The organism is Pseudazoarcus sp. NS20 (genome assembly GCF_059703745.1).
The window spans coordinates 849,801-864,791 of sequence record NZ_BAAKIY010000001.1 but is presented as its reverse complement, the minus strand read 5'-3'; the positions used below and the strand labels follow the sequence as shown (position 1 = coordinate 864,791).

The window sequence follows — 14,991 nt, the reverse complement described above, 5'->3', positions numbered from 1 at the left end:
ATCGGCCTACGACGGTGTCAGGCACAGCACAGGAACGGCGGCTCAGGCTGCCGTTTTTACGTTTACGGCTTTACTTACACGCCGTGCTGAAACCACAACTCGCGTGCCACGTTGTACGCTTGCGGCGTTCCCACCGATCTCGGATGCGCGCAGGGCTGTCATGAGTGAAGCGGAAGTGTTTCACGCGCCACCCACCCGTCACCTGCTGGCGTTTGCCGGCTCGGCCGTGGTGCTGCTCATCGGGCTTTTTCTGCCCGATCCGTTTGCGCGCTGGCTGTGCGTGTTCCTCGGCCTGATCGGGCTGTTGATGGGCGCGGCCAAGATCGCACTGAGCCCGCGCCGCATGATGCTCGACGACGACGGCCTGTCGGTCGAGACGCCCTTTCGCACCACACGCATCCGCTGGCGTGATGTCGAGTCACTGCGCCTGCGGCGCGTGCTGCAGAACAAGCTGATCATCGTCAAATGCCGCGGCCGCTGGCAGGGCGGGCGGCCGTTCAAGCTAGCCACCGCGCGCTATGTGGAACGCGACTACTTCATTCCCAACATATTCGATGCGCCGCTCGAAACCGTGCTGCGCCACATCGACGACTGCCTGCTGCAATGGGAACAGCGCAACGGCGCAGCGTCCGACGCGCCGCCGGGCCCAGACGCCTGAGCGCGGCCGTCACTCCACCTTCGGCCCCACCCACACCTGCTTGGCATTCACGAATTCGTGGATGCCGTGCGGCCCCAGCTCGCGGCCGAAGCCCGAGCGTTTGATTCCGCCGCTGGGCAGGCGCGGGTCGGTCTTGACGATGCCGTTGACCGCCACCTGACCGGTTTCCAGACGCGTGGCGATGGCCTCGCCGCGCTCTGCGGTGGTCCACACACTGGCTGCCAAGCCGTAGCGCGTGTCGTTGGCGATGCGGACGGCGTGTTCCTCGTCCTCGGCGCGCATCACCACCGCCACCGGGCCGAAGGTCTCCTCGCGGGCGGCACACTGGTCGTTGGTGACATCGGCCAGCAAGGTCACCGGGTAGAAGTTGCCCGGCCCATCCGGCAGTTTCCCGCCGAGCAGGCAGCGCGCACCGGCTTCCACCGTCTTGCGCACCTGGCGGTGCAGGTTGTCGCGCAGATCGGCGCGGGCAATGGGGCCTACATCGGTGCTCTCTTCACGCGGGTCGCCCAGCTTTAGGCGGGCGAGGCGTTCGCGCAGCAATTCGGTGAAGCGGTCATACACCGGCGCCTCGACGATGATGCGCTTGGCGGCAATGCAGCTCTGGCCGGCATTGATGATGCGCGACAGAGTGAGCACGTCGGCTGCCTGCTCGAGGTTGGCATCGGCCAGCACGATGGAGGGGTCGGAGCCGCCCAGTTCAAGCACTGCGTGCTTGATCTCGGAGGCCGCAATGGACGCCACGGCGGCCCCGCCGCGTTCGGAGCCGGTGAATGACACGGCCTGAATACGCTCGTCGCGAATCACCGCTTCGACGTCCGGCGTTTCGAGCATCAGATTGGCGAACACGCCGTCAGGCGCGCCGGCCTGCTCGAACAGTTCGGCAATCGCCATGGCGCAGCCCGGCACGTGCGAATCGTGCTTCATCACGCAGGCATTCCCCGCCATCAGCGCCGGCGCGGCAAAGCGGAAGGCCAGCCAGAACGGTGCGTTCCACGGCAGGATGCCGAGAATGGCGCCCAACGGCTCGTAGCGCACGTAGCTGTGAGTGGCGTCGGACTTGAGCGTCTGCGCGGCCAGATAGGCTTCGGCATGTTCGGCATAGTGCTCGGCCGCCCAGGCCGACTTCATCACTTCGCCGACGGCCTCCTTGCGCGGCTTGCCCATCTCTTCGGTCATCAGGAAGGCCAGACGGTCGACATCGTCACGCATGCGCTGGGCGACCTTGCGCAACAACTCGGCACGCGTGGCAAAGCCGGCATCGCGCCAACTGCGCCATGCACCTTCTGCCGCGGCCAGCACACGTTCGACTTCAGCCGCGCTGGACGGCGTGAATTCGCGAACGAGCTGACCGTTGGTGGGGTCGATGGCTTGCAGCATGTTCAGGCTCCCTTGCGTTTGGCGTTGCGTTTCGTGTCTTTGCTGTCTTTGCTGTCTTCTTCGTCGCTCTCGGGGGGGATGAGGGGGTGCACTTGCTCGGCCTCTTTCTTTTCGGCCTTCTGCGCGGCTTTATCCGGCTTGACGGTGAAATCCTCGTCCAGCGTGAAAAAGCTCTCGCAACCCCGCTCGGTGATGAACAGCGTGTCGCTGATGCCCACGGTCTTGTCGCCATCCACCCCCCACATCCACGGAATGATGTGGAAGGTCATGCCCTTTTGCAGCACGGCGTGGTTGCCTTGTTTCAGACTCATGATGTAGCCCTCGTCCCAACTGGGCGGAAAGGCGATGCCAATCGAGTAACCCGAGCGCGTGACGAGCTGCGCGCCCACCTCGTTGTCGGTGATGATGTTGCGCACCAGATTGTCGGCGTCCGACACCGTCACACCGGGGCGCAGCAACTGCTTGATCTCGCGCAGCGCATGCTTCATGCGCGTCTGCGCCATCAGCATCGAATTGGACATTTCCCCGAGCAGCACGGTGCGCATCATGGCGGTGTGATAACGGCGATAGCAGCCGCCGACCTCCATGAACACGTGCTCGCCCGCCTGCACCTTGCGCCCCTCCCACGTGGCGTGGCCGATCATGGTGCGCGGGCCGGAGGTGACGTAAGGCATCACGGCCGGCGTCTCCCCGCCGGCGCGGAACATTGCCGCCGAAATGGCGGCACCGATTTCGTTTTCGGTCACGCCCGGTTCGCAGGCCTCGATACCGGCGCGCATGCCGGCCTCGGTGGCCACCGCCGCCTTGCGCATGATCTCGATCTCGACATCCGACTTGCACACGCGGCCTTCCTCGACGATGCCGAAGCAGTCGAGCAGGCGGCCGTCGGTGAACGAGGTGTGGATGGTGTCCTGGTGATAGGCCGGAAAGAAGTAGCTGTTGCGCTCGTAGCCGATGCACTTGCCCGACAGGCCGAACTCGCGCAGCGCCTCGACCAGCGCCTGGATGGGGTCGCCGGTGTCGGGGTAGCGCCGCGTGGCCTCGACCCAAGTGCGTGCATGCACATTGGATTCTTCCAGTCGCCGCGTGATCATGAACGGCTCACCTTCGAGCGGCACCACCAGCGCCTGGAAGAACGAGTAACCGGTGGTCTGGTAATCGGTGAGATAGACGAGGTTCTCCGGGTCGGAGATCACCACCGCGTCGAGAAGGCGCTTTTCCATGCGCTCGCGCAACTCCGAGAGCCGGCGCATGTACTCCTCGAACGGGAAGGTCATGTCATCGCGCTCTCTCATGCCGCCACCTCTTCGGCCTGACGTGCGGCCTGGCGCACCGATTGCGACAGCAATTGCAGCCCTTCGGCCAGATCTTCATCGGGAATGGTCAGCGGCGGAATCAGCTTGAGCACTTTGCCGCCCGAACCGCATGCGCCGATCAACAAGCCGTTGTCGAAGCAGCGCGCCGACACCATCTTGGCGAGCGCCCCGTCGGCCAGATCGATGGCCTGCATCATGCCCTTGCCGCGCACCTGCATGTCACGGTCAGGGAATTCCTCCGCCAGCGCCAGCAGATGCTCGCGCATCAGCTTGCCCTTGCGACGCACCTCGTTCATGAGTTCGTCATCGTCGAAATACGTCAGCGCCTCCTTGCCCGCGACGAATGACAAACCTTGCCCGCGGAAGGTGCCGGTGTGCTCGCCCGGCGACCAGTGCTTGTCGTGCTCGGGCTTCACCAGATTCATCGCCAGCGGCGTGCCGAAGCCGCCGATGCCTTTGGCCAGACAAATGATGTCCGGCTCCACGCCCATGCCGTCGAAGCTGAAATAGTTGCCGGTGCGGCCGCATGCCGCCTGGATGTCATCGAAGATCAGCAGCGCACCCAACTCGTCGGCCAGCGTGCGCAGGCCCTGCAGCCATTCCTTGCCGGCCACGAAGACACCGCCCTCGGCCTGCAACGGCTCGACCAGAATCGCCGCCGGCTTGGGCAAGCCGCCCGAGGGGTCTTCGAACAGCTTGCGCATGGCGTTGAGTGCCTCCATCGCGCCTTGAGGGTCGCCGTCTGCGCCGAACGGCATACGCACCACGTGCTCCAGCGGCACGCCCGCTGCGTCGCGGAAATAACTGTTGGCCGTGCACGCCAGCGAGCCCAACGTCATGCCATGGAAGCCATGCGCGCACGCCACCACGGTGGAGCGCCCGGTCACCCGCCGCGCCAGCTTCAGCGCCGCCTCGACGGCATTCGTGCCGGTCGGGCCGGTGAACTGCATGCGGTATTTCATGCCGCGCGGCGTCAGGATGGTGTCGATGAATTTCTGCATGAAGGCGCGTTTGGGCACGGTGTACATGTCCAGGCTGTGCGCCACGCCGTCACTCTCGATGAATTCGATCAGCGCCTTCTTCATGCGCGGGTTGTTGTGCCCGAAATTGAGCACACCTGCGCCGGCGAAGAAATCCACGAACGAGCGCCCGGATTCATCCACCTGCCGCGCGTTCGACGCTGACGCAAACACCGTCGGATAAAGGCGGCAGTACCCACGAACTTCGGATTCCCATTGCTCGAATACATTCATGTCGGTTCCTCCTGTGCTGGATCGGATGTGAGGTGTGGAACGGGCCGCAGCCCGCGCAAAGGCGAGCGAACTCACCCGGTGATCGGCATGTAGGCTCCTTTGCGACGAGTTGAATCGGCCGCGCGCGCCACGCGGAAAGACGCCGCCGAGCGCGACGCGCCGGCAGCGGAGATCAGATCGAATGAAACGCGTCGGGCCAGACGCTTGGGAAAATCAGCCAGCCACACGTCATCGTCAGCCCGACGGCGGCGCGTCCCGGATTGCCTCCGACACGCACACCCACGCCGAACCACCCCGCCGGTCAGCCCGTGCCGCCTTGCGCGACACACCACCCCGGCACCGATGACAACCCCCCGAATCGCCCGCCCCGCACACTGCGGCACGTAGCACGACCCGAAGAAAACTGGCCTCTGCATGTCCAGTCCGAGTGGACACGATCAAGTTGGTTCCACACGCGGAACATCCGGTTACTCACCCGCCACGCCCCGCACGGCGCCCATGCGCAACACAGCGACAGCCTCGCCCGTGCAATCACGCCGCAAACGCTGAGGCACTTCGCCACGGCGCGTCACCTGCGCGCGGCAACCCGGAGACTGTGCCATCGGCAAGCGCTGCGAGATTGCCGCGTCGCTGCGCTCCTCGCAATGACGGTAGAACCGGAGTGCCCGCGGCACGCCCGGCACTCCGACACGACGCACCCGAGGAATCCAAACCAAGAAACGAGCCGCACCGCGCGCACCCATCCTCCCCTCAGAAGCGCCGAGCGCAGGGGGATTTCGACGGGGAAGTCCGGTCCTGCTGTTCGAGCGAAGCGAGTTCAGGACCGGCCGGCGAAATCCCTCGAAGCGAGGGAACCCCGAAGGGGCGCGGATGCGGGGCACCCTTCTTTGCCTACTTTCTTGGGGTGCACCAAGAAAGTAGGTCGCCCGCCGGGGCGAGTCCCGGCCGGTCGAGACCAACACAACGAACTCACCCCAAAACAACGAAAAGCGATCACACCAAAGCCGAAGCAGACTGAAGAACGCTGACCTTCAAACGCCCGGATTTGCGGCTGCGGCTGCGGTTGCTGTGGCTGTGGCTGTGGCTGTGGCAGTCAAAAACCCTCGCCCGAATGCAATGCATCCAAACCACTCGCCCGCAGCACCCGCCGTGTGACGGCGGCATCCAGCACCCGCCGATCACCCGGATCGATCAAGGCCAGGTGCGTGCGTGCCCGCGTGATACCGGTGTACAGCAATTCGCGCGTCAGGATCGGGCTGACCGTATCCGGCAACACCAGTGCCACCGACCCGAACTCCGAGCCCTGCGACTTGTGCACCGTCATCGCGAACACCGTCTCGACCGCGCGCAAGCGGCTCGGCAGCACCCAGCGCACGCGGCCCGATCCGTCGCCGGCCACGAAGGCCACGCGCAAGGTTTCGCGGCCGTCGGCGTCGCGACGCGGCAACGTCACGCCGATGTCGCCGTTCATCAGCCCCAGGCCGTAGTCGTTGTGCGTGACCAGCACTGGTCGGCCGGCGACCCATTCCGGGCCGGAAGCCAGCAGCCCGCCCTCCGAAAGCCAGCGCGCGATGCGGCGGTTGAGCCCTTCAACGCCCCACTCGCCGCGCCGAACGGCGCACAGCACCTGAAAGCCGGCGTGGGCGTCGAGCACACTGCGCGCCCACGCGTCGAATGCCTCGTCACCGGCCACCGGGGCACCTTCATGCACCAACCCCAGCCACGGCCGGCAAGCGTCGAGCACCAGACGGCGCAGCGCGGACTCCGCCCCCGCGCCGGTGTGGGCGGCAAGGTCGTCACGCGTGCTGGCCAGTTCCGCGCGCACGGCGGCCACGTCGCCGGCATTCACCGCATCGGCAAGGCGGCCGATTCCGCTGTCGGCGTCGAAGCGGCGCGACTGGCGCAGCATGGCGATGCTCTGGTCGAGCGGCGTGCCGGCGATGTCGATGAACTCGGCGGGCAACCTCTGCCCGCTGGCCTCCATCAGCCACGTGGCGGTGTCCGGCAGATAACGCGCCTCGCGCGCCTGTGCCGCCAACACGCCCAGCACCGCACCGGCCTCGACCGAGGCGAGCTGATCACGGTCGCCCAGCAGCACCAGCCGCGCCGTGAGAGGCAGTGCGGCCAGTACGGCGGCCATCATTTCGAGGTCGATCATCGAGGCTTCATCCACCACCAGCACGTCGAGCGCCAGCGGGTGGTCGGCGTCGTGGCGGAAGGCGCGCGAATCCGACCGTGCGCCGAGCAGGCGGTGCAGCGTGGTGACGGTGGTGGGGATGTGCTCACGCACGGCTTCATCTTCGAGCTGCAGCATGGCCCGCGCGCCGCCGATGGACGCATTCAGCCGCGCCGCGGCCTTGCCGGTGGGCGCGGCAAGACGGATGCGCAGCGGCCGCAGCGGGTCGGCCTGCAGCGCGAGCGATTGCAGCACGGCCAGCAGGCGCACGACGGTGGTGGTCTTGCCGGTGCCGGGGCCGCCGGTGATCACCGAGAATGCGCTGCGCGCCGCCAGCGCACACGCGAGCTTCTGCCAATCGATGCCCTCGGACGGCGGAAACAGCGTATCGAGCACCTGGCGCACACTGGCCGCCGGCAAGGCCGGCGGGCGCTGGATGCGCGCGCTGATGGCGGCCATCACGGCCTGCTCGAAGCGCCAGTAACGGCGCAGGTACAGACGGTTGCCGGTGAGCACCAGCGGGGTTTCACCCTCGGCGGCGCCAACCAGTTGCGGGTGCGCCAATGCCGCACGCCAGGCGGCGACATCCACGCCGGCCAGCACATCGCGCGGGGTACCGTCGTCCAACGCGGCGCCGTCGGGCGGCAGCGACAGCGCAAAGTCGGGGTCGCGCAACGTGGCGTCAAGATCAAGGCAGGCATGGCCGCGCCCAAGCTGATGGCTGGCCAGCGCGGCGGCAAGCAGCAACAAGCCCGGCGCCTCGGGCACCTCGCGCCACAGAAAGCCGGCAAACGCCGCGTCGAGCGGGCGCAGCCAGCCGCGCTCGGCCCAGGCTTCGATGCGGGCGGCGATTTCGGTGGCCGGGCGCTGCGGCAGCGGCGCGGCAGACAGGCACGGAATCATGCCGGCACCTCGGTAGAAAACAAGGCATCGAGCGCCTCGATCAGCGCGCGCGGCGGGCGCTCGACATGCACGCCGCGCGATTCGGCGTCGATGCCGCGCAGAAACACATACGCCGCGCCGCCAATGTGGCGGTCATAGTCGTAGCCCGGCAGGCGCACGCGCAGTTGGCGATGCAAGGCGAACAGGTACAGCACGTATTGCAATTCGTAGCGCGCATCCAGCACTGCGGCGCGCATGGCCTGCGGCGTGTAGGCCGCGTCATCCGGACCGAGCCAGTTGGATTTGTAGTCGATGACGTAATAGCGCCCGTCGTGCTCGAACACGAGGTCGATGAAGCCCTTGAGCATGCCCGAAAGCTGCGCCGGCTCCAGCGCCGGGCGCGCTGCCCCGTCCAGCGTGTGCTGGCACACCAGGCGGTCGAGCGCACGCGTATCCACGCGGCCGGCCGACAGCCAGAACTCCAGCTCGGGGCTGAGCGTGCGCGGCTCGACGAGGGCGCAGGCGGCGCCACCCGGCAAGGGCAGCGGCGTGCGCATCAGCGCCTGCAGCCAGTTGGTGAGCGGCGCCACCCACTCACTCCAGCCGCGCGGCGCGGTGCGGCGTTCGACCTCGGCACGCAGGCGCGGCGCATCCGCAGCGATGTCGGCAAAGCCTTCGCGCGCCGCCCACTCGAGCAGATCGTGCAGAAAGGTGCCCGCCGCCGCACCGCGCGGGAAGGCATGCACGCTGCCCGGCGCGGGCCGGGCCGGCGCAAGCTCCACCGCAGCCTCCGCCAGCGCCTCCCGGAAAACGTCTTCGGAGGGCGTATCAGGCGTACCGCCGGTGGTGCGCAGCGCCGAATAGCTGGCTATCCACCACGGCTCGCGCGGATGCGCCGCCGGCACGCGCGCGGCGCGCGCCTCGAAGCCATCCTGCTCGGGCGGCAGGCGCTCGGCGTCGGGTGGCGGCGCGGGCTCGACGAGGATGTGCTCGCAACCACCGCGCAGCGCAATCAGGCGCTCGTGCAGCGGCGCCTCGGGCGCGCCCAGCAGATGCGCAAAGGCGCTGTCAGCCAAGCTGCGCTCGGGTGTGACGCCCACCCACGTGACGTGGCGCGCACGCGTGAGTGCCACGTACAGCTTGCGCACGTCTTCGGCACGCCGCGCGCGGTCGGCGCGCATGCGGGCGGTGGGTTCGGATTCGAGCGAGACGTGGCGGCGGCCGGCATCGTCGTGCCACACCAGCGGCAGGTGCTTGCCATCCACCGGCCGTGCCGCGCAGCCGAAGGGCAGGAACACCAGCGGGTACTCCAGCCCCTTGGATTTGTGCACGGTGATCACGCGCACCAGATCGGCATCGCTTTCGAGCCGCATCTGGCGCGTGTCGTCGTTGGCGCCGCGCGCGGCGTCGTCACGCTCGACGGCCAGATGGCGGATCAGCGCGTGTTCGCCGTCCAGCGTGTGGCTGGCCTGTTGCAGCAGTTCGGCCAGGTGCAGCACGTCGGTCAGCACACGCTCGCCGCCCGGTACGGCCAGCAGGCGCGCCGGCACGTCGTGGTCGCCGAGCAGGCGGCGCAGCATCGGCAGCACGCCCTCGCGGCGCCACACGTCGCGGTAGCCGCGAAAGCGCAGCACGCAGTCTTCCCACGCCTGCTCGTCGCGGTCCAGTGCATCCAGCGCGGCCCAGTCGCGGCCCAAGGTGGCAGTGGCCAGCGCGGTGCGCACGCCGCGCGGCGAATCGGGCTCGGCGCAGGCTTCGAGCCAGTGCTGCACCTCGGCCGCCTGGGCGGTGGCGAACACCGAATCGTTGGCCGACAGATACACGCTGCGCACGCTGCGCACGTCCAGTGCGGCACGCACGGCGGCGGCTTCGATGCGGTCATTCACCAGCACCGCGATGTGCTCCGGGCGCAGCGCCGCAAAGCCCTGCGATGAGCGGAAGCCGGCGCTGCCGTCGCGCCCGGCGGCAAGCAAGGCACGGATGCGCGTGGCGCAGGCCGCGGCCATGTCGGCCAGATCACCGGCCTTGGCGGCGGGCCGCGCGTCGTCTTCACGCGGCAAGGTCCATAGCCGCAGCCCGGCTTCGGGCTGGCCGTGGCACTCCAACACCTCGCCCCGCCCCTGCGACTCCGCCGGGGTGAACGGCACCGGGTTACCGCTTGCGCCGCGGAACAGGAAGGCGCCTTCCGGCGCAGTGCGCTCGGCGTGCTCGAAGCAGCGATTCACCGCCGCCACCATGCCGGCGGCCGAGCGGAAGTTGCGGTTGAGCGTATATAGCCGCCCGGCGCAGTCGCGCCGCGCCACCAGATAGGTGTGGATGTCGGCGCCGCGGAAGGCGTAGATGGCCTGCTTGGGGTCGCCGATGAGCACCAGCACGCTGTCGGGCTCGGAGCGCGCAACGCGGTACACGGCATCGAAGATGCGGTACTGCACCGGGTCGGTGTCCTGGAATTCGTCGATCAGCGCGGCCGGGAATTTCTCGCGGATGCGCGCCGCCAGCCGCTCGCCGTTGGGCCCAGCCAGCGCTTCGTCGAGCCGCGCCAGCAGGTCGTCGAACCCAATCTCGGCACGGCGACGCTTTTCGGCGTCGAAGCGCGCCGCCACCCAGCGGGCGGCGTGGCGCAGCACATCAAGGCGCGCACTGGGCAGCGCTGCGAGCGCTTCGATCAAGCCCGCGATAGCCTCAAACGCCGGATGGGCGGGCGGCTCGCCGCTTTTCCATATCTCAGCGATGCCAGCGGCGGACAGCCTGTGCCACGCCTTATCGGATATTTGCGGCCACACCACGGAGGGATCATTGGCCCAGGCTTCCAAGGCAGCCAACCAAGCGTCGTAGTTGTTTTTTTTGAGTTGGGTGCCGTCGATGGCCTTGGCCACACGTGCGCTGTCGAGCAACTCGCGCAACTCGGCCACCCACGCCGGCCACGGCGCCTTGAGCGCAGTCAGGCGCTGCGCACGCTCGCTCTGCGCGGCAGCGATGGTGATGGCCGGCGACTCTGCCGGCGGCAAGGCATCGGCGTGCTTGAGCAGGTCTTTCAGGTCGCTCGCGATGGCTTCCGGCGTGGGCCACCACAGCCGGCTTTCAGCCGCGGCGGCGGCGTCGAGCGGCACCATGTGACAGCGCCACCAGTCGCGCACGGCCTCTTGCCTGAGCTCGCGCCCGTCGGCTTCGAGCGTGAGGGTGAAGGGGCTGCCGCTGTCAAAAGCGTGCTCGGCCAGCACACGGCGGCACCACGCGTGAATGGTGGATACCGGCGCCTCGTCCATCCATTCGGCGGCCAACCGCAGCCGGCGCGCACGGCCCGGCAGCATCTCAGGCGGGTACGACGCGCGCAAGGTCGCGAGAAAGTCGTCGGCCGGGCTGTCTGGCCATTCGAAGGCCGTGGCGGCTTCGGTCAGGCGGCGGCGAATGCGGTCGCGCAGCTCGGCGGTGGCCGCCTCTGTGAAGCTCACCACGAGGATGTCGGGCGGGTCGAGCTCGCGCGCAAACGCGGCCTCGCCGCCGTGGCCCAGCACCAACCGCACGTACAAGGCGGCAATCGTCCAGGTCTTGCCGGTGCCGGCGCCGGCCTCGATCAAGCGGCTGCCGAACAGCGGAAAATGGAAGGGGTCGAGGGCAATCGCGGTGTCGCTCATGCTTCCTCCTTGTGGCCGGGCATGGCAACGTGCAGCGGCGCCAGCAAGGCGGCCACGCAGTCTTCGAAGCCCCCCGCCTGCAGCGCGTCAAAATCCGGCCAGGCGCGCGCCAGATGAGGGCTCTGACCGCGCTCACCGGCATGCTGGAAGCCGCCTTCGTAGGCATCGCGCGCGCGGACGTCGCGGACTTCCTGCTTCGCACCGAGCCAGGCAAAACCGCTGCGCACGGCCAACGGCAAGGGGAGGCGCAGGCCTGCGTCCCACGCGCGCAGCAGCGCGGCCAGCCGCGACTCGGCGGTGTGGGCATCCAGCGGCGCCAGCCGCACTTCGCCGCGCGCGGCCAGCAGCAGGGTTTCGGTGGGGGCGGCAAGCTGCGCCGCCAGATGGGCAACCCAATGGCGCCACACCACGTGCGGGCGGTAGCCACGGCGCTTGGTCTCGACCAGCGCGCTGCGTTCGACCACGATGCGCCCGCGCGCGCCCTCAGCGTCGCAGCGCAGGCCGCCCAGACGGTCGGCCAATTCGATGCGACGGCCGTCGATGTCGGTGGCAACATCCACTGCCATGTCTTCAAGCACCTCGGGCCACTCGGCCAGCGCCGCGCGGTAGCGCGCCACCAGCTCGTCCATCGGCGCCACCAGCTCTTCGGCAAACAGCGCGCCGAAGGCGCCGGGTGCGAATTCGCCGCGCCGGCCCAGACGCGCCAGCACGTCCTCGCGGGCGCGCACCGGGTCTTCGCCAGCGGCCACGGCACGCACCTGCGCGGTGATCAGGGCATCCTCGAAGCGCCAGCGCGCCAAGCCGTCGGCACTGAACGGCTCGACGTCTTCGCCGACCATGTCGGCCTCACCAAAACTTACCCCCAGGCGGTCGCGGAAGAACGCCGCCACCGGGTCGCGCAGAAAGCCTTGCAACTCGTCGAGCGTCAGCGGTGCATCACGCTCCACGGGCGCGAGCACGCCATGTGCGGGCGCCTTGGGCGCCGCCGCGCGCCACTCGCGAGCGTAGGTGAACAAGCCCGCGTCACCCCCGAAATAGCGCGCACTGAAGGGCTGCAGCGGGTGTTCGACGGTGAGCCGCGCAAGCAGCGCATCCCCCTCGCGCCAGCCCCAGCCAGCGGCGAGGTGGTCACGCAATTGGCCAACCAGCACCGACGGCGGCAACTCGGCGTTGTCGGTGATGCCGCGCCCCACCCACGACACGTACAGCACGTCGCGCGCCGACAGCAGCGCTTCGAGAAACAGGTAGCGGTCGTCCTCACGGCGCGAGCGGTCGCCGGGTCGGTATTGGCCGGCGCGGCCCATCAGGTCGAAATCCAGCGGCGTGCGGGTGCGCGGGTAATCGCCGTCGTTCATGCCGAGCAGGCACACGTGGCGGAACGGGATGGCGCGCATCGGCATCAGCGTGGCGAAGGTCACCGCGCCGGCAAAAAAACGCTGCGTGAGGCCACCGGAATCGAGCGCGCTCATCCATTGCTCGGCCACCACCGCCAGCGGCAAGGCCTCGGTGAGGCCAGCTTCAGCGCAGGCTGCGCGCCATTCGGCCAGCGCCGTGTCGAGGCGCTCGACCGTCAGCGCGGCTTCGGCGTCATCCTGCGTGTCAAAAAAATCCGCCATGAGTTGCGACAGGCGCGCCGCCCACTCATCCGGCGAGGCCGGCGTGCGCAGGCTATGCCATGCGGCATCCAGGCGCGCCACGAGCTGCGCCAGCGGGCCAAGCAATGCGGCATCCAGCCCGCCGATTTCGCCGTGCGATTCGATGCCCTGCCACGCCACCTCGCCGCCTGCGGCATAGCCCAGCAACATGCGCCGCAGGCCGAACAACCACGAGTGATCGGCTGCGTCGCTGCCGGCCGGCAAGCCGAGGCTTTCGCGATGCTCGGCGTGCAGACCCCAACGCACGTTGGCGCCGCGAATCCAGCGTGCCAGCGTGGGCAGATCGGCCTCGTCCAGACCAAAGCGGCGGCGCAGCGCGGGCACGTCGAGCAAATCGAGCACGTCGCTGGCGGTGACGCGCGCATTGGGCAGGCCGAGCAGCAGTTCCAGCCCCTGCACCAGCGGGTCGATTGCACGGCGCCCCTGGTCGGCCAGGCAGAACGGAATGCGCCGCGGGTCGTCCTTGTCATGCAGGCCGAACACCGCACGCACGTGCGGCGCGTAGGCGTCGATGTCCGGCACCATCACGATGATGTCGCGCGGGCGCAAAGTCGGGTCGGCATCGAACGCCGCCAGCAGGCGGTCATGCAGAATCTCGACCTCGCGCTGCGGGCCGTGCGCCACGTGGAACACCACGGAGCCGTCATCCGGCGCGACCGCCGGCCAGCGCTCGCGGGTTTCGGCCAGGGGGCGCAGGTCGCGGATGTCGTCCTGCAACTGCGCCAGCACGGTGTCGCCGCCGGTCGGCACGAAATGGTCGATGCGCTGGCCGATGTGGCCGAGCGCCTCGGCATGCGCACTGCGCGCCGTGGCATCGTCGTGCGTATCGAGCAGCGCGATGAAGTCGCGCCCCTGCCGCCCCCACGCCGCCAGCAACGGGTGGGCGTGGATGTGCAAGGCGTCTTCAGCCGGGTCGTCCGGAAAGCCGGCGCGCCGGCTCTGGCGGCTGGCGCGCTCGCGGCGCAGCAATTCGCGCCCCTGCACGATGTCGGCCCAGTGATGCTCACAGGGGTTGTGCACACACATCAGCACCTGCGACCAACGCGCCATCTCGGCCAGCACTTCGAGCGACTGCTGCGGCAGCGACGAGATGCCGAACACCAGCACACGGCGCGGCATGCCCGCCGGCCGGGCATCGCCCAGCGCTTCCACCGCCTCCATGAAGCGCTCATGCACCGCCGCGCGCCCGCCGGTAGTTGGCAAGCCGGCCTCGCTCAGATCACCACACAAGGCGCGCCACAGCGCGGGCTGCCACAACTGGTCTGCGGGCAAGGCCGCTGGCTGACCGCGCAAGGCGGGCAACACGTCATCACCCGCCGCCCAGGCGGCGAGCCAATCCGCGCGGTACACCTGATATTGATCGAACAAGTCGGCCAGACGACCAGCCAGCTGAAAGCGCTTGCGCACGTCGGTATCGTCGGCCAGAAAACGCGCCAGCGGCGCATACACCGGATCACGCAGCAACTCCGGCAGCAAACGCATCAGGCGCCACACCAGCCGCGATTCATCCAGCGGGGAAACCTCCGGAACCGCATCCCGGCCCAGCACCGCGCGATACACACGCCAGAAAAAGCGCGACGGTAGATCAAAACGCATCGCCGCCGCAATTCCGCACCCGCCTTCCCGCTCATCCGCAAGCGCCAACCGCAACCACTGCGCAATGCCGTTGCTCTGCACCAGCACCACCTCGTCTTCCAGCGGCGCCAGCGGGTGGTGCTTCATCCACGCCACCAGCACGTCGCGCAGCGCCTCGGCACGGTTGCCGTGCACGAGGATCAAGCCGGGCGAAAGGTGGGACGAAGGGGACATTCGTGAAGGATACCGGACATACACGACAGGCCGTGTCGCACGCCTGCCGACAAGGAGCAACTTGGCGCGCGCCATCCATGGCGGACATTCGTCATGCCGGCAACCACCGCCTCGCCGGCAGCCAAATCATGAACAGCGTGGTGTCGAATAAATGCAGCGGACGGGAGATTCAGCCCCCGCATAGGGCCTAAATAGACCCAAAATTTCCAACGAACTACGAAATGAGG

Annotated in this window: 7 protein-coding genes; 1 reads left to right on the top strand and 6 read right to left on the bottom strand. The window is 68.3% G+C overall.

Annotation, left to right across the window (positions count from 1 at the left end; genetic code table 11):
* Positions 1 to 160 precede the first annotated feature (160 nt).
* Complete coding sequence (locus AC6H0W_RS04000; RefSeq protein WP_497575828.1) at positions 161 to 658, top strand: PH domain-containing protein; 498 nt, start codon at positions 161 to 163, stop codon at positions 656 to 658.
* A gap of 9 nt (positions 659 to 667) precedes the next feature.
* Here the strand turns inward: AC6H0W_RS04000 and AC6H0W_RS03995 are convergent, their stop codons facing one another.
* From AC6H0W_RS03995 to recC, 6 genes are all read right to left on the bottom strand, one after another.
* A complete protein-coding gene (locus AC6H0W_RS03995; protein WP_497575827.1) occupies positions 668 to 2,038 on the bottom strand; it encodes an NAD-dependent succinate-semialdehyde dehydrogenase in 1,371 nt (456 codons plus the stop codon).
* A 2-nt stretch (positions 2,039 to 2,040) separates the two neighbouring features.
* Positions 2,041 to 3,333 (bottom strand): ectoine hydrolase, encoded by a 1,293-nt coding sequence (gene doeA, locus AC6H0W_RS03990; RefSeq protein WP_497575826.1) that lies wholly within the window; start codon positions 3,331 to 3,333, stop codon positions 2,041 to 2,043.
* Positions 3,330 to 4,607: an aspartate aminotransferase family protein gene (locus AC6H0W_RS03985; RefSeq protein ID WP_497575825.1), complete on the bottom strand. Its 1,278-nt coding sequence runs from the start codon at positions 4,605 to 4,607 to the stop codon at positions 3,330 to 3,332. The genes doeA and AC6H0W_RS03985 overlap by 4 nt, the downstream gene beginning before the upstream one ends.
* 1,093 nt (positions 4,608 to 5,700) lie before the next feature.
* Positions 5,701 to 7,686: an exodeoxyribonuclease V subunit alpha gene (recD, locus tag AC6H0W_RS03980; protein ID WP_497575824.1), complete on the bottom strand. Its 1,986-nt coding sequence runs from the start codon at positions 7,684 to 7,686 to the stop codon at positions 5,701 to 5,703.
* The gene (recB, locus tag AC6H0W_RS03975) at positions 7,683 to 11,300 is read right to left on the bottom strand and encodes an exodeoxyribonuclease V subunit beta (protein WP_497575823.1); all 3,618 of its coding nucleotides are present in this window, start codon (positions 11,298 to 11,300) and stop codon (positions 7,683 to 7,685) included. Before recB ends, recD begins: the two co-directional genes overlap by 4 nt.
* Positions 11,297 to 14,764: an exodeoxyribonuclease V subunit gamma gene (gene recC / locus AC6H0W_RS03970; RefSeq protein WP_497575822.1), complete on the bottom strand. Its 3,468-nt coding sequence runs from the start codon at positions 14,762 to 14,764 to the stop codon at positions 11,297 to 11,299. The genes recB and recC overlap by 4 nt, the downstream gene beginning before the upstream one ends.
* Between the last annotated feature and the right edge of the window lie 227 nt (positions 14,765 to 14,991).